This is a genomic window from Rhizobium sp. USDA 4016 (genome assembly GCF_056279705.1).
The window spans coordinates 1999412-2018152 of the sequence record NZ_JBWCCY010000002.1 but is presented as its reverse complement, the minus strand read 5'-3'; the positions used below and the strand labels follow the sequence as shown (position 1 = coordinate 2018152).

The window sequence follows — 18741 nt, the reverse complement described above, 5'->3', positions numbered from 1 at the left end:
CCGGCGAGGAACTGACCATGAGCATTTCGCCGCAAGGAGACCTGTTTGCTGAAGCGGAGACGCGATTGCCGCAGGGCTTCCGCTATCAACCCGCCGTCGTTCCCGAGGCGGTCCAGTCGGATCTGCTTCGAGAGATAAGACAATTGCCGCTGAAACCCTTCGACTTTCATGGCTTTGAGGGCAAACGAAAGGTCATCTCCTATGGCTGGAAGTATGACTTCGATAGGGAGCGGGTGAGGCGCATTGACGACGTTCCGCCGTTCCTTTTGCCCGTGCGCACCCTTGCGGCAGATTTCGCCGGTATCGAACCCGATGGATTGCAACAGGCGCTGATCACCGAATATGCGCCGGGCGCGCCGATCGGCTGGCATAAGGACAAAAAAGTGTTCGGCAGGGTCGTCGGTGTCTCATTGCTATCGCCATGTACTTTCAGGTTGAGGCGCCCCGCCGGCCCGAACTGGGAGCGTGTCTCGGTGATTGCCGAGCCGGGCTCCGTCTACCTGCTGTCGGGTCCCGCCCGGAGCGAATGGGAGCACTCCATCCCGCCTGTCGGGCAGCTTCGCTATTCCATTACCTTCCGGGAGATCGGTTGACGGAACCGTGCAGATTCCCTGAACAACGGCGCGATGATCTGGTTGGCCTTACGGTCTTGAACAGTCGGAGACAACTCCCAATATCATTTCGTCAGGATCATTGGTGGCATGAAAGGAGGAAAAGATGCCGCTCAACGATGTTCCATGGACCCGGCCGGTAAGGATTCGGCTGCAATGCGGTTTGGAGCGGACCTTCACAGGCGCTTACGACGCGTTGGATTTTCTCAAAAACGAATGGCCACTGCGCCACGGAGAGCGCCATGAACGCGCGGTGAAGACGTGCCGGGGTGCCCGGCCAGCACGTGTAGCCATTATCTAGAGCATCAGCGATGGCCTCGTCTCCGAAGAGACGAGGCCTGGTACAAGCTTCCTGTTTTCCGATGATCGGCTGGAGGAACGCCATCATGGAACTTCCAGCTGCCAACCAGCATTTCGCTGTCGGACGCTGTTTGCGGGAACAACCATGGCCAGTGACAAACTATCGACCTATCGATCGAAGCGCGATTTTCAAAGGACTGCTGAGCCGAGCGGTGAAGGGCGCATTGCGCGCAGCAATCGCTCTCGTTTCGTCATCCAGAAACACGACGCGACCCGCCTTCACTACGATCTGAGGCTCGAGTTCGATGGGGTCTTCAAGTCCTGGGCCGTCACGAAAGGCCCGTCTCTCGACCCGCACGACAAGCGGTTAGCGGTCGAGGTGGAGGACCACCCGCTCGATTATGGCGATTTCGAAGGGACGATCCCGAAAGGCCAGTATGGCGGCGGTACTGTGATGCTATGGGACCGCGGCTATTGGAAGCCGGAAGGAAAGAAGAGCCCGAAGCAAGCTCTGGAAAAGGGCGATTTCAAATTCACCCTCGAAGGCAAACGCCTGCATGGCGGCTTCGTGCTGGTGCGCATGGGCAACGATCGCGAACGTGGTAAGCGAACCAACTGGCTGCTGATCAAGCACCATGACGCGTTCTCGGTCGAGGAGAATGGCGCGGCGATCCTGGAGGACAATGACACATCGGTCGCCTCCGGCCGAACAATGGAGATGATCGCCGCTGGCAAAGGGCGCAAGCCCAAAACCATTCATCGTCGCGGGAGGCGACGTTCAGGCTGATGCGGTCTGGGACAGCCATCAAGGGCTGGCCGCTGACGAGCGAAAATCGGATGTGCGAGCCGGCAAGGCGTCGGTTTCGCCTGTCGACCTGCCTGACTTCATCGCGCCACAGCTCTGTCAGACCCTGGAGCGCCCTCCCGTGGGCAAGGGCTGGATCCACGAGATCAAGTTCGACGGTTACCGGATCCAGATGCGCGTGCTGGACGGTGAGGCGACACTGAAGACCCGCAAGGGCCTCGACTGGACAGCCAAATATCGCGAAATAGGCGAGGCGGCATCTGCACTGCCCGATTCGATTATCGATGGTGAGATCTGCGCCCTCGACGAGAATGGTGCGCCCGATTTCGCAGCCCTGCAAGCGGCGCTTTCGGAAGGCAAAGCCGGCGATCTCGTCTACTTCGCATTCGATCTTCTTTACGACGGTGGTGAGGATTTGCGATCTCTGTCAGTTGTAGATCGGAAGGCGCGGTTGCAGAGCCTGCTGGCCGAGGCAGGCAATAATCCCCGCATCCGGTTTGTCGAGCATTTCGAGACTGGCGGCGACGCGGTCCTCAGATCTGCCTGCAAACTGTCGCTGGAAGGCATCATCTCAAAGCAGGTGGACGCGCCGTATCAATCCGGCCGAACCGAAACCTGGGCCAAATCCAAATGTCGGGCCGGCCACGAGGTCGTGCTCGGGGCTTATGCCAAGACGAATGGCAAGTTCAGATCCTTGTTGGTCGGCGTCTACCACGGCGACAACTTCGTCTATGTCGGCCGCGTCGGTACCGGATACGGCGCGAAGAAAGTGGAAACGCTCCTTGCGAAGTTGAAGGCGCTCGAGACGACGAAATCGCCCTTTACTGGCATCGGCGCGCCGAAGAAGGGGGCGGAGGTCACTTGGCTGAAGCCCGAACTCGTAGCGGAAATCGAATTCGCAGGCTGGACCGCCGACGGTCTTGTCCGCCAAGCTGCTTTTAAGGGACTGCGCGATGACAAGCCGGCCAAGGAAGTCGAGGCCGAACGGCCGGCGAAGCCTTCGAAAACCGACGTGCCCGGGCCGGCGCTGCTAGTTCCGGCGGCCAGGTCAACGCGGCGGAAGGGTGTTAAGGCGGAAGTGATGGGTGTGCTGATCTCCAACCCGGACAAGCCGCTGTGGCCGGATGCCAGCGACAAGGGACCCGTCACCAAGGAAGAGCTGGCCCGTTATTACGAAGCCGTCGGCTCCTGGATGATCGAGCACATCAAGGGGCGGCCCTGCTCCATTATCCGCGCTCCCGACGGGATCGGTGGCGAGCAGTTTTTCCAGCGACATGCCATGCCTGGCACCTCGAGCCTTCTCGAACTAGTAAAGGTCTTCGGTGACAAGAAGCCTTACCTGCAAATCGACCGGATCGAGGGTTTGGCTGCCGTCGCTCAGATCGGTGCTGTTGAACTGCATCCTTGGAATTGCGAGCCGCAGCAGCCGGAAGTGCCGGGACGGCTCGTCTTCGACCTCGATCCTGGTCCGGACGTACCCTTTTCTACAGTCGTTTCAGCAGCCCGCGAGATGCGTGACAGGCTTGAGGAACTGGACCTGATCAGTTTCTGTAAGACAACTGGCGGCAAGGGCCTTCATGTGGTCACTCCGCTTGCCATCAACAAGCGCAAGCCGCTCTCCTGGTCGGAGGCGAAAGGGTTTGCGCATGCTGTCTGCCAGCAGATGGCGCGCGACCATCCCGAACTCTATCTGATCAAGATGACCAAGAGCTTGAGGAACGGCCGGATCTTTCTCGACTATTTGCGCAATGACCGCATGGCGACGGCGGTTGCACCATTGTCACCACGGGCCCGAGCGGGCGCCACCGTCTCGATGCCGCTGACATGGACGCAGGTCAAATCCGACCTCGATCCGAAGCGGTTCACGGTCAGGACTGTGCCGGTTCTGCTCGCAAAGACATCGGCTTGGCAGGGCTATTGTGATGCCCAGCGGCCGCTGGAGCAGGCGATTAAGCGTCTGGGCAAGACAAGAGCCGCCGCATGAGCGGCATCTGCAATAGCTCTGATGCGGATCGTATTGCGATGGTCATGGCCTGAGTTGCCGTCATGCCAAAGCGCACGACGGCTGGCTTATCGCCGTAGCCGATGATTTCATGCTGGCATCCAGCTCGCGCTTGAGAAGTGGCGCCACCTCATCATTGACGTGCCGAAGCCGCTCTCCTCCAGGGAAGCAATCGCTGCCTCGATCGTCTCGACGCCTTTCGCGTGAACAGGTTCCGCGAAGCGCGGATCGCCTGTTCCGGCGCGCCGACGGTGTGATCTATTCCCATCACCAATCCGTCACATCGAAGACGGCCGCGTTGTCCTGGACCTCCCGAAGCCCCTTGTAGGAAGCGTGTCGTAGATTGCGGTCATGCGTCCAGCCGCGAAATTCGATCTCGACGATCAGTGTCGGCTGCGCGAAGACGAAGCGCTTGCCCTTAAGCGGAACCACCGGCGTGTTCGTTCTCAGCTGATCGAGCGCCTATTTCAAATACTCGGCATCGCTCCTGGTGAAACCGGTGCCGACCGACCCGACATAAACCCGGTCGAAGCCCTTCTTGCCGGCCAATAGCAGACTGCCGATGCCGCCGCACGCTGATGCCGATTGTTCATAGCCGACGACCATGAAGCTTTCACTCTGGACGCACTTGATCTTCAGCCAGTCGCCAGTCCGACCGCTCCGGTAAGGCTGATCCCGATGCTTGGCTATGATCCCTTCCAGGCCGACCTGGCATGCGTGCTCAAGGAGATCTTCGGCTGGCAGTTCTATCGCTTCGGAAAGGCGGATCGTCCCATTGCCGCCTTCTGGTATCAGATCTTCAAGAAGGCGCCGGCGCACGGCAAGCTCGGTGCGAGTGAGATCGTATCCGTCGAGATAGAGAAGATCGAAGGCGTAGAGGATGGACTCGGTCGAGATCCGTTTGCCGACCCGACCTCCGAGCGAACGCTGCAAGGCGCCAAAGTCCGACCGGCCCTGATCGTCGAGAACAACGGCCTCGCCGTCGAGAATGGCGGTCGTCACCCCGAGGTCTTTTGCCGCCGCGGCGATCGAGGGAAAGCGGCGGGTCCAGTCATGGCCGCCGTGGTAATGATGCTCACACCCTTTGGTTCGATATGAATCGCGAGCCGGGAACCGTCCCACTTCACCTCGTAAAGCCAATCCGGTCCCAGCGGAGCCACGCTCTTCAGCAGCGCGAGGCAGGGTTCCACGCGCTGCGGCATCGGATCGAAAGGCAGGCTCGGCTGCTCAGGATCGCGCTTGCGGATTGGACGAGACTGCAGCGCCGAATGAGACACGTCGAGAAATGGCAAAGAGGGTCGGCGCGGGCGCGTCATGAGGCTACTGCCGCTCCGAGCGGTTTTCAGCTTCGACCGATTTGCGCAATGCATCCATGATGTTGATGACGTTGGTTGGCGCCGGCTCTTCCTTGTCCTTGCCTTTCGGCTTTGCCCTGGCGGGTTTCTTCATCAGCTTCTTCTTCGCCTCGATGATGTCGAGGAGCTTATCCTGGACAGGGTCGGAGGCCATCTTCGGGTTCCAGGGTTGTGTCTGCTTTTTGATGAGTTGCTGGACCAGGGGCATCAACTCATTGTCGGTCATCTCGTCATCGATCTTCTCGAAGTAGGTCTCGGCGTCGCGGACCTCATCCCCGTAACGCAGCGTCCAGAGCACGATGCCCTTACCGCGCGGCTCAAGCATGACGGCGCGTTCCCGCCGCGAGATGACAAGTCTGGAAATACCGACCATATTCTCGGCCGCCATGGCGTCGCGAATGACCGAGAAGGCTTCCTGGCCGACAGGATCGTCCGGCGACAGGTAGTAAGGCGTGTCGAGCCAGATCCATCCAACACTATCGCGCGGCGCGAACACCTCGATGTCTATGGTTTTGGTGCTCTCGAGTGCAACATTTTCGAGTTCCTCGTCTTCGAGAATGACATAGTCGTTCTCGCCTTTTTGGTAACCTTTGACTTCGTCTTCGTCCTTCACCTCCTTGCCGGTGACGGAATCGACATAGTGGCTCACGACGCGATGCTGGGTTTGCCGGTTCAGCGTGTGGAAGCGCACCTTTTCGTTTTCCGACGTGGCCGGCATCATCTGTACCGGGCAGGTAACCAGCGAAAGCTTCAGATAGCCTTTCCAGTAAGGACGGAGAGCCATGGTGTCCTCTTCGATCAGCCAGCACGGCGCTGGTGGGCACCAGTGCTGCGGGCCTTGGATGCGGCGGCCCGACTGGCTTGTTGCCGGCCTTTGCCGGCGGTGGCGTTGGCCGCGGTGCGTTTGCTCTTGGCAGGCGTGGACATTCCGGCACTTTCACGCAGGGCCTGCAGAAGATCGCCCGGTTTGGATGCTGGGGGTGCCTTCTTCTTCGGCAGCGTGCGGCCTTCCATCTTTGCTTTCACGAGCTCGGCCACCGCCTCCTCGTAGCGGTCGTCGAACTGTTTCGGGTCGAACTCACCCTTCTTGGTGTTGATAATGTGCTTTGCCAGCTCCAGCATCTCGCCTTCAATCTTCAGGTCCGGCATCTCCTCGAACGCCTTTTCGGATGAACGCACCTCGTAGTCGTAGTTCAACGTCGATCCAATCAGGCCCTTGCCGTGCGGTCGGATAAGTACGGTGCGCAGGCGCCGGAACAGGACCGTGCGAGCGATTGCGGCGACCTTGGCTTTTTTCATGCCGTCGCGCAGGAGCTTGTACGCATCGTTGCCCATTTTGTCGGGCGCAAGATAATACGGTTTGTCGAAATAGACGTCGTCGACCTCGTCGCAAGGAATGAATGCCTCGACATGGAGTAATCGCGGCGCGATCACCCTCAGCCATTTATACGATGATGGCTGGCGGGGGTGGTTGCCCCCGATATGATGGAAAAACGGGCTCACGATTGGAACCGGGCCCAAGGCATCGAACGGAGAGCAACCATGGACCAATATATCGGGCTTGATGTTTCATTGAAAGATACCGCGATCTCGATCCGAGAAAACGGGAAGCGGATCTGGCGGGGGAAGTGTCCTTCGGATCCAAAACTTCTAGCGCAGATGATCCGCAAGCACGCCCCAAACGCCAGGCGCGTCGTATTCGAGACGGGGCCGCTGTCGACGTGGTTCTATCACGGACTGACGGCGGAGGGGATTCCGGCGATCTGTATTGAAGCGCGGCACGCGCAAAAGGTATTGGACGAGACGCTCAACAAGACCGATGCCAATGATGCGGATGGCTTGGCGCAGCTGGCCGAAGCCGGCTTCTACAAGGCGGTTCGGGTAAAATCGTTCGACAGCATGCTGACGCGCACGCTGGTCGGGGCTCGCAATCAGCTCTTGAGCATCTCAACCCAGCTCAGCAACCAGATCCGCGGCCTGATGAAGACGTTCGGTCTTATCGTCCCCAACGGAAAAGGTCGGGTGTTTGATGGCAATGTGCGGGAGCTCTTGGATGGGAATGACGGCCTGGCACGGATCATATTGCCTCTGCTTGAGGCGTGGCGCGACATCCGCAAGCGCGCCGCCGATCTTGATCGCCAGCTGCTCGCAGCGGCACGGGAGAGCCAGGCCACGCAGCTGTTGATGACGATCCCGGGGATCGGCGCCGTCACGGCGGTCTCCTATGTCGCCGCGATTGAAGATCCAGACAACTTCCGAACGTCGCGCTCGGTTGGCGCCTGGCTCGGGCTTACAACGCGGCGCTACCAGTCAGGCGAGGTCGATTATGATGGCCACATCTCGCGAAGAGGCGACAACCACCTGCGGGGACTGCTTTATGAAGCGGCGACGGTGATCCTCACAAGAACCAGCGCCAGGAACGACAGCAGTCTCAAGAGCTGGGGGCTTAAGCTGCGGGAGCGGTTGGGCTTCAAGCGCGCTGCGGTGGCGGTCGCGCGTAAGCTTGCGGTCATCATGCACAGCATGCTCAAAACAGGAGAGGTATTCAACACATTGGCTGGCGCCACCGCATAAGCGAAGTGTCAGCCTTCTTCCCTCAGCGCGTCAAATCTGATTTGAGGCACTGAGCGTCCCCTGCTGCGGACGTGGGTTCGATCATTCCGTTGCACTGGGCTGCAGCTCGTTCGAGACTGCGCCCTCGACATAGGAAGATCCTACCTGCGAAGACCCATTGTGCGGCGACCATTTGTCGACCGCGGAGACAACCCTGCTCCCGGCGCGGGACAGCTCTGAAGAAAATATGGCCGCTGAGGCCCGATCCAAACAGTCCATTCACGCCGCGTTGCCTATTCTGCAACACGGCAAGATGGCGAGTGCCCAGACGACCTTGACTAAGGGAACGCGATTAGACAACCTTCAGTGTCTTGTCGCTATTTGGAATCGCTGCTGCGACTTCTTCGGGTTCGAGGACAACATAGCGCCCGTCGTCGATCTCGAAGCCCTTCACCTGTGCCTCGCGCTCCACCGGATCGCCGGTTTCGCTATCGACGAATTCGCGGCGGACGCGATTGCCGGTCTTGCGATTCAAGGTATTGAAGGCGATCCGCTCGGAGGACGAGGCGGCCGTGTAAAGCGCGACCGGAAACGCAACTTCACCGAACTTGATGTAGCCCTTCCAATTCGCTCGCGGGGTAACCATTTACGCGGACTCCTGACTCCAACTATCGCGAATCAACCGAATCACTGATCGATTGTTCCGATTCGAAACGAATCTAATTTCAATGACTTAGCCTTGCGTCGAGGCTCGTTTTCCGAGTCATCATCATGGCCTTGATTCGATGCATCTTTTTTGCCCCGGCGTGCGTTCTTCGTTAGTCGCAACTGACGGATGGATGTTGACCAAGCCCGAACTGATGATACAGGCAGCGACGAACGCTGTGTCCGCCGCAATGAAAAGGGACAGTTCAAGGAGAGCGACGACCTCGGCGGCTCTCTTTCTGCCGATCGCCGCCGGACGGCAAAACCAAAGCAAGGCCTGGTGAGGGCGACCGGGGCGATTGGAAGGTCAAGCGCTGACCAGGTTTCGCCGATGTACTGGCATCAACGGCGGAAGAGCTTTAAGCGTCTCCGCGGCGAAACGGGGGATGTCATCGTGAACCTCGCGGGATACCCCGGCGTTCGGGCGGCGGAGGAACGCGAGAGCGGCCTTTGCCGCTTCCCGCTGGGATTTGACATATTCGGTGATCACCGAGAGCGGTGCGCCGCCACAGCTTGCCGCAAAGGAGGACGGCGACCACAAAACGCCCTTGTGGTAGCGCCCGGTGATTTCCGGGCGGCTCTCGCGCAGACGTCGGCTGGATACGCCGTTGCGGCTGTTGACCAGCTTCGACAGGGCGATCTTCGGAGGGTCATGCACCCGCAGGTGAACATGATCGTCCTCGCCGTCGCATTCGATCAATTCGGCCTCGAAGTCGCGACACAGCTTGGCGAAGATGCGCCGCAGGTGGCGGATTGCCGGTTCTGACAGAACGTCACGGCGGTATTTCGTGACAAAGACCCAATGACCATGGAGCATGTAGACGACATGCCTGCCGGTGCGATCCACGGTTGCGCTCCTTGGAGCAATTGATAGAACCGCAACATGATCCACCGCGCTTTCCGCTACAAGCTCGCTCCGACCGCCGAACAGGAAGTCCTGTTGCGGCAGTTCGCGGGTGTTGTGCGGCTGGTCTATAATCTGGCGCTGGAGCAGCGCAGGGACTGGTGGCGGCATTACCGGCGGCAGACCGGGAACCGCTTGAACGACATCGCCCAGGCGCGGGAATTGACCGCATTGCGGGCCGCGTTCGACTGGATTGCCGCCGTGCATGTGACGCCCCAGCAGCAGGCCCTGCGCGATCTGGATAAGGCGTATGCCAACTTCTTCGCCGGGCGCGCAGGATATCCCTCACCCCGCAAGAAGGGCGTGAACGGCGCCTTCCGCTTTCAGGGGCGGGAGATCGAGGTCAAGCGCCTGAACGGCAAGTGGTCCGCCGCGCGCCTTCCCAAGATCGGCTGGGTGAAGTTCCGCGACACGCGGCGCCTGCGTGGCAAGACCATGAATGTGACGGTGAGCCTGGCGGCGAACGGCAGGCACATCGCCTTCGCCTGCGAAATCGACCATGCCGTCCCGCAAAACGATTTGCCCGCCGTGGGGATCGACCGGGGCGTGGCGAACACGCTGACGCTTTCGACCGGGGAGCATTGGTGGATGCCTGCCGGCCTTGCGGAGATCGAGCGCAGGAAGCGCCGGGCCCAGCGCGTTCTGGCGCGGCGCAAGCGCGGGTCGCGTCGCCACGCCAAGGCCCGCCGCCGGGTTGCCGCCTTACAGGCCCGTGCTGCCCGCATCCGGCAGGATTGGCGGCACAAGGCCAGTCTTGATATCGCCCGTCGCTTCGCAACGGTCGTGCTGGAAGACCTCGCCACGCGCAACATGACGCGCAGCGCCAGGGGAACCGTGGACGCGCCCGCAACCAACGTCTGCCAGAAGCGGGCCTGAACCGGGCGATCCTCGAACAAGGCTGGCACGGCTTTGAAACCGTGTTGGCCGACAAGCTCGAAGAACGGGGCGGATACCTGTGCAAGGTCGATCCCCGCCACACCTCGCAGACCTGTTCGGCCTGCGCAGCCGTGGACAGGGAAAGCCGCGAAAGCCAAGCGTCTTTCCGCTGTTGCCAATGCGGCTTCCGCGCCCATGCCGACCACAATGCTGCAATCAACATCCTGCGTCGGAACACGGCGTCTATGATCGTGGAGGAAGGGCAGCGGCTCTCCGTTGAAGCGATAACCATCGGCGGAGCTTCGCGCCCCCTCGGAAATCCCCCGCTCTCAAGCGGGGGGAGATGTTAATGAAGTGCTTCGATCAGTTCCCCGATCGTCCGGATTGGTCGCTGCTATGCGGCCACTTGCATTGTGTCTTGTCTCCAGTCTTGATGAAAACTACTCGTGAAGATTCCCATGAGAAATTCGCCAGCGGTCAAGGCAAAAGTGGCGATTTGTGCTATAGGGCTGAATCGGTGAGATGATGCAAAGCATTGGGAGGACCTGGAATGGTTGAAGCCGGCTCCAATAGCCGACTAACTGGCGGATGCCGTTGCGGCGCCGTTCGATATGAGTCCGATCGACCTGTTCACGCCGCGATCTGCCACTGCGAGGATTGTCGTCGTTCGTCCGGTGCGCCGATGGTCGGTTGGATGGGGGTAGAGGCCGGCAGCTTCCGAATTACCAAAGGCGAACCTCGCATCTGGTCATCCAACGGCGAAGCGCACCGCCATTTCTGCGCGATATGTGGAACAGGCCTTGTCTATCTGAACGAAGCCCTCATTCCCGGGATCGTTGACGTGCAAATTGCCACCCTCGACGATCCAACGATGGTTGCCCCTGACATTCAGGTTCAGGTCGCCGAGCGCTTGCCTTGGTCCGCGCACATCCAAGCGCTTCCAATATTCGATCGGTATCCAGATTGAGTCGGCCGCGAGAGGAAACCGCGGAAGAGAATGCTCAAGCCTAAGCCGCGAGAGGCGGGTAATATAGTCTTTCCAGCTCGGTCTCTCCCGAATGAAGGTTCCCGGTAAACAGCTTACAATATTTGAGTGCGGTCGCAGAGGATTGAGGCTACTCGACAAGCTGGATCTCCGCGTTCGGCTCGTACCAGCCGTGGCGGCGCCGTGACCAGAAGATCGCAGCTGGCGGCGCGAAATCTGGCTCGGCGAAACAGCCAATCGAGACGACGATCTGCTCGTCCAGCACCTCAGCCTCCATGTAGATCAGCGTGCCGCAATTCGGGCAGAAGATCTGATCCATCCAGCGGCCCTTGTCGGTGAAGCGCCGGAAGCGCCGTCGCTCGCCGTCGTCGGCGATGATGGCCTGTTTGCGATAACGCGCCCGGTAGGAAAATGCCGAACCAGTCGCTTTCTGGCAGTTCAGACATGCGCAGGCATAGACCCGTTCCGGCGCGCCGCGGAGGCTCAGCTTCAGGCTGCCGCAGGAACAGCGTGCCGTGCGGACGACGGGCTTTTCCGCACCGGTCATGGCGCCCTCATGAAACGAGCCAGTATCGCGAAATCGTCGCCGACGTGACCATTTTGGATGGCGGTTCTGAAGAGGCTGTCGAAGGCATCGGCAAGGACCGGATTCAGGCCGCGCTCGGCGTTGATATGCCGCAGATGCTGGAGAGCGACATTGTGAGCAGCGATTGTTGCAAATGTTTCATCGTCACCGCGGTCGCGGCCGTCGCGGACCCGTTGCATGAGGTCCCGCTCGGCCCCGTCGATGACCGGCTGGACGAGCTTGAGGTACGTCGCGTAGGTGTCGGCATTAATGTTTTCTGCCCTGTTAATGGCGAGCGCTTGAAGCGTGCCGAACAACGTGCCCCACATCTGCCCAAGAAGGGCGCTGTCGAGGGCCGATGCAGCCCCGAAATCCTCGCTGAGGAAGGCGGATTTGCCGCCGAGCGCCACAAATACCCTTTCGTGCTTTTGGTAACGCGACTTCGACCCGGCGAAGAGGATCAGCGTTTCGGGTTCTCCGATGACATTTGGTGTCGCCATAATGGCTCCGTCGAGATAGGCGATCCCGTGGCCGGTCGCCCAGGCGCCGGTGTCGCGCGCCGCTTTTGGGGAGCCCGAGGTGAGCTGCACCAGGAGCTTGCCCTTCAGCGTCTGTGTGACCTCCGGCTTTCTCAGCTGTGCGTCGGAGGCAGCATAGTCTATCAGGTTGACGAAGACGATCTCGGCCTCAGCCGCCGCCGCTTCCGGCGTTAGTTTCGGCTGCACACCGAACGGCGCCAGCGCTTCCGCCTTCGCCGCCGTTCTGTTCCAGACATGCACCCGCTTTTTGCGAGCGTCCGAACAAGTGAAGCTCCCATCCGGCCCGCGCCGAAGAACCCTATTGTAGTCATCGAATTGAACTCCAATATTTGAGACGTCATTTGATACGGCTGCAAGTCGGTGAGGTAAATTGCGTACCTTCAGGTAAGCGGTTACTCTGCAGTAAGGGGAGAACGGAAATGAAACGCCTGCCGGACGACGATTGCGGCTTTGCAAGTGCACTCGACGTGATCGGTGGAAAGTGGAAGACTGACATCCTCTGGGAGATCAATCTCTCGCCCCGCCGCTTCGGCGAGTTGAGGCGCATCCTGTCAGGGATCAGCGAGAAAGTCCTCGCCCAGCAGCTCCGCGAGATGGAGGCGGACGATCTCATCAGCCGCGCGGTATTTCCGGGGAAGGTGCAGCGGGTGGAATATTCTGCGACCGAGTTCGGCCGCAGCCTCAACCATGCCGTGACCGTGATGGCAAACTGGGGTAAGGCATACGAAATCCGCATGGCGGAGAAGGCAGAGCAGGAGCGTCGGCCCGTCTTGGCGATGGGGGCCTGAGGCAGATCCTGCCGAAATTCATCGCCGTTCCGCGCTACGGCTTCACCGTATTTGTTGAGCAGCCGATGACGCTTGTCTTGTCGCTCAAGCGGGACAGCACCACCACCACTGCGCGGTAAAGTTTCAGTTCTATGGGAGCCGCCAGGCCAGTTCGTGGGACCTTCTTTCAAGCATCGTGCTGGATCATGATGCCGTTCTGTCCGTCGGAATAAGGGCATCTGCGAATCACCGGCGAATTCGGCGGCGGAACCCCGCGCGAAGGCGTGGATCGCACCAGTTCGATCTTGGAATTCGCGACGTGAGCGGCAATCAACCAGATCACGTCTTGTTCAAAAAATGTTGCGACGCAATATGCTGCGAGACTCTTTTTTTGCTCTCGTTCTGCCCTTTATTGTGCATCTGCGAACAGATCGCTTCTGCAACCCGCCGGATGAGAGACATCCTCCCAGTCCGACGTCCGGCCAGAAAGAGGATCCGATATATGGGTGACTTCCTGAAAGGTATCTCCAGTTTTCGTGGCGCCGTGTTTCCGAATCATTCGGCCCTTTACCGCAAGCTGGCGCGCGAAGGCCAGCAGCCACATGCCCTGATGATATCTTGTGCCGACAGCCGAGTGATGCCGGAAACGATAACACAGTCCGGTCCCGGCGATCTCTTCGTCTGCCGCAATGCCGGCAATATCGTTCCCCCCTTCTCGACCCTCAATGGTGGGGTCTCTTCCGCAATCGAATATGCCATCCTGGCGCTCGGCGTCAGCGACATTGTCGTTTGCGGTCACTCCGATTGCGGGGCGATGAAAGGGCTGTGCCACCCGCAAATGCTGGAACCAATGCCGAATGTCGCAGCCTGGCTGCGGCACAGCCACGCCGCCTATTCGATTGTTTGCCAAGCCTATCCCGACGATCTCTCCGAAACTGACCGCGTGCGTGCGGTAGCCATGGAAAACGTCGTCGTGCAGCTCGACCATTTAAAGACCCATCCGTCGGTGGCTGCGAAGCTTGCGACCAACGAGATCACGCTGCACGGCTGGTTCTTCGACATCGGGACGGGCGAGGTCCAAGTCTATGACGGGGTTTTGGCGACGTTTACCGAGGTGCAGGAGGGCGAGCCGCTGCCGGTCGCCATCACAGGACGAGACCACCCGCATGTCATGCCGCGGGTTGCCGCAACGCTTGGCGGGGAGTAGTGCCATGATAAACAACGGCTCTGCATTCTCGCGCGACCTCGCTTCGTCTCTGGTGGTTTTTCTTGTCGCCATTCCGCTCTGCCTGGGAATTGCGATCGCCTCCGGGGTACCAGCGGCCATGGGGCTTATCTCCGGTATCATAGGAGGCCTCGTTGTCGGCCTGCTGGCAGGCTCGCCTCTTCAGGTCTCCGGGCCTGCCGCCGGTCTTGCCGTCATCGTCTTCGGCTTCGTCGAACAGTACGGCGTTGCCATGCTCGGTCCCGTGCTGCTCATCGTCGGCCTCCTGCAGATCTTGGCGGGTTTCCTCAGGATCGGCTCCTGGTTCAGAGCAATTTCGCCGGCCGTCGTTCATGGCATGCTGGCCGGCATCGGCATTTTGATCATCCTCGGACAGGTCCATGTGCTCATGGATGCCAAACCTGCCGCCGGCGGCATCGAGAATGTCACCGCGATAAACGAGAGTGTCGGTAGATTGTGGGGCGCCAGCGTGACCAACGAGGCCGTCGCGCTACTGGTCGGTCTAATCGCCCTCCTCGCCATGGTCTGCTGGGAACAATTCCGGCCCAAATGGCTGGCGCTGGTTCCGGGGGCGCTTGTCGGGGTTGCTGCCGCGACGGTCCTGACGACCACTCTTGAACTCCCGATTGCCCGTGTGGAAGTGCCTGCCTCACTGGCAGAGAGCATATCGATACCGACGGCCGAGAATTTTGGCCAGCTAGCGCAGCCCGGCATTATCTTGACGATCCTGATGATTGCCGTCATTGCGAGCGCCGAAACGCTTCTTTCGGCGGCCGCTGTCGACCGCATGCATGACGGGGGACGCACGCGCTTCAACAGGGAGCTTTTCGCCCAAGGCGTCGGTAACGGGCTTTGCGGATTGCTCGGGGCATTGCCTATCACCGGTGTCATCGTCCGTTCATCGGCCAACGTCCAGGCTGGGGCTCGCACGCGGGCCTCGGCAGTATTGCATGGCGTGTGGATCCTCGGCCTTGTTGCGCTTTTGCCGGGATTGCTGGAAATGGTACCCTTGACGGCGCTCGCCGCCGTGCTGCTCGTCACCGGCTGGCGGCTGATCAGCCTTCACCATGTGCGCCACCTGTTCGAACACCATGGTCTTATGCCGGTTGGAATCTGGGCCGTCACGGTGGCCATGGTCGTCCTGCAGGACCTGCTGGTCGGGGTGGCGCTCGGCCTTGCGCTGTCGATCCTCGAAATTCTTCCTTATCTGCGCCGAAAGCTCGCAATCAGGCATTCCGAGGTCGACGATGAAATTCATGTCCGACTGGGCGGAGCGGTCACCTGCAAGGACGTGCCGGTGTTGCTTAGCACGCTCGAAGGGCTGCCCGAAGGCCGTAAAGTCAGTATTATCGGCAAACACCTGCTCTACATGGATCACACCAGTGCAGAGACCATCAGCGAATGGCTCAGGCGCGAGACGAAATCCGGCCGAACCGTAGAGATTCATCCGCCTCAGGCGGCGCGTCATCCTCGCCTTAAGCCGCTATTTGCACGTTTCTCTGCAGAAGCCGCCTGATTGTTCGCGGGAGGGCAATTCTTCCGTTGCCCTCCCGTCTAAAGCCCGTCTCACTGAACCGGCAGCCTGTAATGAACCCGCCATGATGGCGGGAGCTAGAGAACGCTCCAACCGGGTGCGATCATGTCGCATTTGTGGATTTTGCTTCCGTAATTGCGAGGATGATTTGCCGCAGAAATGCCACCCAGCTCGTGGAGCTCTATGGATTGCGCGGTGCCCAGGCCCACCTTATGGCCCAACCGCGTAAGAACGCGAGCCCCGCTCGCATGAAGCCGGCTGCTCAGAGACAGAGCCTTTGGAAGAGTTCGTTTTTAGATCCTCTTCCGCATCGATTTCTCCGTCAGGCTCCTCCGGCCACTCAATCGATTTCGCGACCCTTGCCGTAGTCTTCGTCGGAAACCTTCTCCATCCAGGTGACCGAACTGCCGTTTAGGGCTTCGGCCACTGCAAAATGTGTCATCGGCTCGCCTGCCGAGGCGCCGTGCCAGTGCTTGACCAGCGGCGGTATCCAGACCACGTCGCCCGGTCCGACCTGCTCGATAGGCTTTCCTTCTGTCTGAATCCAGCCGCGGCCGGAGATGATGAAGAGCGTTTGACCAAGCGGGTGGGTATGCCATGCCGTGCGGGCTCCAGCCGGGAAGGATACTGTCGCTCCTCCTATGCGGGCGGGCGTATCGCCCCGATAGAAGCCAGAGGTCTCAACCTCGCCCGTGAAATATTGTTCGGGAGCCCTGGCCCGGCCCTGATTGACGCGGGTTATCTTAAGATCGGCAGAGGCCGCAGATGCTTTAGAGGCGGCCTCCCGACTGTCGAACGCCCGCTGGAGCACCTGCACTGCGGACATGGCTCGTGGCCAACCCGCGTAGAAGGCAACCTGGGTTACGACCTCGGATGCTTCCGCGCGGGTCAAGCCGTTGTCCATCGCCCGGTTCGCATGGAAAGGAAGCTGCTCCGGTTGTCCAATGGCAATCAGCGCCGACATCGTTACCAGGCTGCGGTCGCGGGCCGAAAGATCTGGCCGCTGCCAGAGGTCCCCGAAAAGCACGCGGTTTGTGAGATCGGCAAGACCCGCGGCGGTCGGAGCGACGGAGGCATTGACCGTCGCTGCGCGAGCCGCCTCGGCGGCAGCCTCGAGCTCGATCCGGGCCGTCACACTGTTCTTGACCGGAGCGATGTTGCGCTCGTCAAATACCGTTTTAGTCTCTGCTACGGCGGAGATGGCGTTCGGCCAACCGGAATAAAAGGCGAGCTGGGTGATCAGTTCGCCAATCTCTCCGGCTTTGACGCCGTTGTCGAGGGCGCGCCGGACATGACCGCCGATCTGCGCCGTCTTGCCAGTCGAGATGATCGCCGAGACGGTGACGAGGCTGCGATCGCGAGGTGCAAGTTCTGCTCGTTCCCAAACCTCGCCGAAGAGCACATCGTCGGTGAAGTGGGCAAGGCCGGGCGCGACGTCGTAGACGGCGGGTGGAGCGACCCGGCGACGTTCCTGAGCCTCGACTCCTGCCGCGGCGAGAGCGGAAATGGCGATGCCTGCGGCAATGTTCTTCATCTGGTTTTCCTCTTCCATGGTCTGCTCCCGTGAACACTAGCTCTCCAGTAGCGCGCCGCGTCTAGTGTGTCAGATGGGTGACGAATCCCATTCGATTAGATTGCTGCATCCGATTGGGTCTATATCTCCCGTTCATGATCCGGACTGTGTGTACGCGTCCCGCAGTAGCAGCGCCTCGCCGACGTCCAATTGGACCCTGAGCTGTATTGCGCGGCGTTCGTCCATGGCGCCATAGCCTTCGGCGACATCGGCAAGCGGCAGTTCGAGGTCGAAAACCCAGCCCGGGCCGATGGTGCGGTCGAGCACCAGGTCCATCAGCTAGGGCAGGAAACGGCGGACTGGGGCCGGACCTCCGAGCAGGTCTTCTGCGCGAAGAACAGGCCCCGTCGGTCAAGCTGCACGCCGTGCGGGACCCCGACGAAGCCGATCTTGCCATCCGGACGGGAACAGTTGTGCGTCAACCCGCCCAAGCGTCAGCGCCCGGTAGTGGCCATCAACTGTTCCGGATAGCGTTCCCCCTCGATTTCGATCGTCGCGGCGGCATCCTCGATCTCGGCAAGGTCCGCGGCCGTCAGGGCGACGTCAACTGCTCCCAGATTCTCTTCTAGGCGATGCAGCTTCGTGGTGCCCGGAATCGGCACGATCCACGGCTTTTGGGCAAGCAACCAGGCCAGAGCGATCTGAGCGGGCGTCGCGCTTTTCTCTCCTGCGATGCGTTTCAACAGATCGACGAGGGCCTGGTTCTTTTCAAGCGCTTCAGGAGTGAAGCGCGGCAGAATTTTACGGAAGTCATTGTCTCCGATCTCCGTGTCCTTGCTGATCGCACCGGCGAGGAAACCCTTGCCGAGGGGACTGTAGGGAACAAGGCCGATACCGAGTTCCTCGCACGCGGCCAGGATTCCGTTGGTTTCCGGCCCGCGGGTCCAAAGCGAATACTCGTTCTGCAGTACTGCAACGGGCTGGACGGCGTGGGCGCGGCGGACCGTCTGCGCGCCAGGTTCGGACAGTCCGAAGTGCCTGACCTTGCCCTCTGCGATCAGTTCTTTCACCGCGCCGGCGACATCCTCAATCGGCACGTTCGGATCGACGCGGTGCTGGTAAAAGAGGTCGATGACCTCGACACCGAGCCGCTTCAGCGATGCGTCGCAAACCTCGCGTATGTGTTCCGGATGGCTGTTCAGTCCCGCCATCTTCCCGTCTTCGATGTTGAAGCCGAACTTGGTTGCGATGACCGCGCGGTCGCGGACCGGCGCGAGCGCTTCACCTACGATTTGCTCGTTCGTAAATGGGCCGTATACCTCAGCCGTGTCGAAGAAGGTCACGCCGTGTTCGACCGCGGCGCGGATGAGCGCGACGCTGTCCTGCCTGCTCAGGGAGTGACTGTAACTGAAGTTCAGCCCCATGCACCCGAAGCCGAGAGCCGATACCTCCAGGCCACTGTTTCCAAGGACACGTTTCTGCATTTGCTTTCTCCATTTTTG

At 60.3% G+C, this 18741-nt stretch carries 13 protein-coding genes and 8 pseudogenes; 11 read left to right on the top strand and 10 right to left on the bottom strand.

Annotated features, from left to right (window positions below):
- Nucleotides 1–17 precede the first annotated feature (17 nt).
- The 3 genes and pseudogenes from ACZ9DP_RS10690 to ligD (ACZ9DP_RS10680) all read left to right on the top strand — a co-directional run bounded on the left by ACZ9DP_RS10690 (nt 18) and on the right by ligD (ACZ9DP_RS10680) (nt 3700).
- Nucleotides 18–593 (top strand): alpha-ketoglutarate-dependent dioxygenase AlkB, encoded by a 576-nt coding sequence (locus ACZ9DP_RS10690; protein WP_194731538.1) that lies wholly within the window; start codon nt 18–20, stop codon nt 591–593.
- A gap of 124 nt (nt 594–717) precedes the next feature.
- Nucleotides 718–885: pseudogene (locus ACZ9DP_RS10685) on the top strand (DUF982 domain-containing protein); the annotation flags it as partial.
- A 171-nt stretch (nt 886–1056) separates the two neighbouring features.
- Nucleotides 1057–3700 (top strand): annotated as a pseudogene (gene ligD / locus ACZ9DP_RS10680) (DNA ligase D).
- Between the two features lie 285 nt (nt 3701–3985).
- On the opposite strand, the pseudogene ligD (ACZ9DP_RS10675) reads toward ligD (ACZ9DP_RS10680), so the two are convergent.
- The 3 genes and pseudogenes from ligD (ACZ9DP_RS10675) to ku (ACZ9DP_RS10665) form a co-directional block, all read right to left on the bottom strand.
- Nucleotides 3986–5034, bottom strand: a pseudogene (ligD, locus tag ACZ9DP_RS10675) (non-homologous end-joining DNA ligase).
- Nucleotides 5035–5038: 4 nt separating this feature from the next.
- Nucleotides 5039–5857 (bottom strand): non-homologous end joining protein Ku, encoded by an 819-nt coding sequence (ku, locus tag ACZ9DP_RS10670; protein ID WP_476201592.1) that lies wholly within the window; start codon nt 5855–5857, stop codon nt 5039–5041.
- A 14-nt stretch (nt 5858–5871) separates the two neighbouring features.
- Nucleotides 5872–6495, bottom strand: a pseudogene (gene ku, locus ACZ9DP_RS10665) (non-homologous end joining protein Ku); the annotation flags it as partial.
- Nucleotides 6496–6615: 120 nt separating this feature from the next.
- Between ku (ACZ9DP_RS10665) and ACZ9DP_RS10660 the strand changes: the two are divergent.
- A complete protein-coding gene (locus tag ACZ9DP_RS10660; protein ID WP_476201518.1) occupies nt 6616–7647 on the top strand; it encodes an IS110 family RNA-guided transposase in 1032 nt (343 codons plus the stop codon).
- Between the two features lie 337 nt (nt 7648–7984).
- Here the strand turns inward: ACZ9DP_RS10660 and ACZ9DP_RS10655 are convergent.
- Nucleotides 7985–8272: pseudogene (locus ACZ9DP_RS10655) on the bottom strand (Ku protein); the annotation flags it as partial.
- A 196-nt stretch (nt 8273–8468) separates the two neighbouring features.
- Here ACZ9DP_RS10655 and ACZ9DP_RS10650 point away from each other — a divergent pair.
- Nucleotides 8469–8649: pseudogene (locus ACZ9DP_RS10650) on the top strand (hypothetical protein).
- A 142-nt stretch (nt 8650–8791) separates the two neighbouring features.
- On the opposite strand, the pseudogene tnpA reads toward ACZ9DP_RS10650, so the two are convergent.
- Nucleotides 8792–9178 (bottom strand): annotated as a pseudogene (gene tnpA, locus ACZ9DP_RS10645) (IS200/IS605 family transposase); the annotation flags it as partial.
- 36 nt (nt 9179–9214) lie between these two features.
- On the opposite strand from tnpA, the gene ACZ9DP_RS10640 reads away from it, so the two are divergent.
- From ACZ9DP_RS10640 to ACZ9DP_RS10630, 3 genes are all read left to right on the top strand, one after another.
- Entirely contained in the window at nt 9215–10111 is an 897-nt protein-coding gene (locus ACZ9DP_RS10640; protein ID WP_476201591.1) for an RNA-guided endonuclease InsQ/TnpB family protein, read from the top strand.
- 41 nt (nt 10112–10152) lie between these two features.
- On the top strand, nt 10153–10461 hold the full coding sequence (locus ACZ9DP_RS10635) for a zinc ribbon domain-containing protein (RefSeq protein WP_476201589.1): 309 nt from the start codon (nt 10153–10155) through the stop codon (nt 10459–10461).
- Nucleotides 10462–10661: 200 nt separating this feature from the next.
- Nucleotides 10662–11078, top strand: coding sequence for a GFA family protein (locus tag ACZ9DP_RS10630; protein ID WP_476201588.1), 417 nt, complete (start codon nt 10662–10664; stop codon nt 11076–11078).
- A 148-nt stretch (nt 11079–11226) separates the two neighbouring features.
- Here the strand turns inward: ACZ9DP_RS10630 and ACZ9DP_RS10625 are convergent, their stop codons facing one another.
- Together ACZ9DP_RS10625 and ACZ9DP_RS10620 are read right to left on the bottom strand one after the other, a co-directional pair.
- A complete protein-coding gene (locus ACZ9DP_RS10625; protein ID WP_476201587.1) occupies nt 11227–11643 on the bottom strand; it encodes a GFA family protein in 417 nt (138 codons plus the stop codon).
- Nucleotides 11640–12440, bottom strand: a complete 801-nt coding sequence (locus tag ACZ9DP_RS10620; protein WP_476201586.1) for an imine reductase family protein — start codon at nt 12438–12440, stop codon at nt 11640–11642. The genes ACZ9DP_RS10625 and ACZ9DP_RS10620 overlap by 4 nt, the downstream gene beginning before the upstream one ends.
- 179 nt (nt 12441–12619) lie before the next feature.
- Here ACZ9DP_RS10620 and ACZ9DP_RS10615 point away from each other — a divergent pair, with 179 nt between their 5' ends.
- From ACZ9DP_RS10615 to ACZ9DP_RS10605, 3 genes are all read left to right on the top strand, one after another.
- A complete protein-coding gene (locus tag ACZ9DP_RS10615; protein ID WP_476201584.1) occupies nt 12620–12988 on the top strand; it encodes a winged helix-turn-helix transcriptional regulator in 369 nt (122 codons plus the stop codon).
- Between the two features lie 481 nt (nt 12989–13469).
- The gene (locus tag ACZ9DP_RS10610; protein ID WP_194731526.1) at nt 13470–14174 is read left to right on the top strand and encodes a carbonic anhydrase; all 705 of its coding nucleotides are present in this window, start codon (nt 13470–13472) and stop codon (nt 14172–14174) included.
- Nucleotides 14175–14178: 4 nt separating this feature from the next.
- On the top strand, nt 14179–15708 hold the full coding sequence (locus ACZ9DP_RS10605; RefSeq protein WP_476201583.1) for a SulP family inorganic anion transporter: 1530 nt from the start codon (nt 14179–14181) through the stop codon (nt 15706–15708).
- A 358-nt stretch (nt 15709–16066) separates the two neighbouring features.
- Here the strand turns inward: ACZ9DP_RS10605 and ACZ9DP_RS10600 are convergent, their stop codons facing one another.
- The 3 genes and pseudogenes from ACZ9DP_RS10600 to ACZ9DP_RS10590 all read right to left on the bottom strand — a co-directional run bounded on the left by ACZ9DP_RS10600 (nt 16067) and on the right by ACZ9DP_RS10590 (nt 18723).
- Complete coding sequence (locus tag ACZ9DP_RS10600) at nt 16067–17260, bottom strand: (R)-mandelonitrile lyase (protein WP_476202257.1); 1194 nt, start codon at nt 17258–17260, stop codon at nt 16067–16069.
- A 132-nt stretch (nt 17261–17392) separates the two neighbouring features.
- Nucleotides 17393–17712, bottom strand: a pseudogene (locus ACZ9DP_RS10595) (hypothetical protein); the annotation flags it as partial.
- A 21-nt stretch (nt 17713–17733) separates the two neighbouring features.
- Nucleotides 17734–18723: an aldo/keto reductase gene (locus ACZ9DP_RS10590; RefSeq protein ID WP_476201582.1), complete on the bottom strand. Its 990-nt coding sequence runs from the start codon at nt 18721–18723 to the stop codon at nt 17734–17736.
- Nucleotides 18724–18741: the final 18 nt, after the last annotated feature.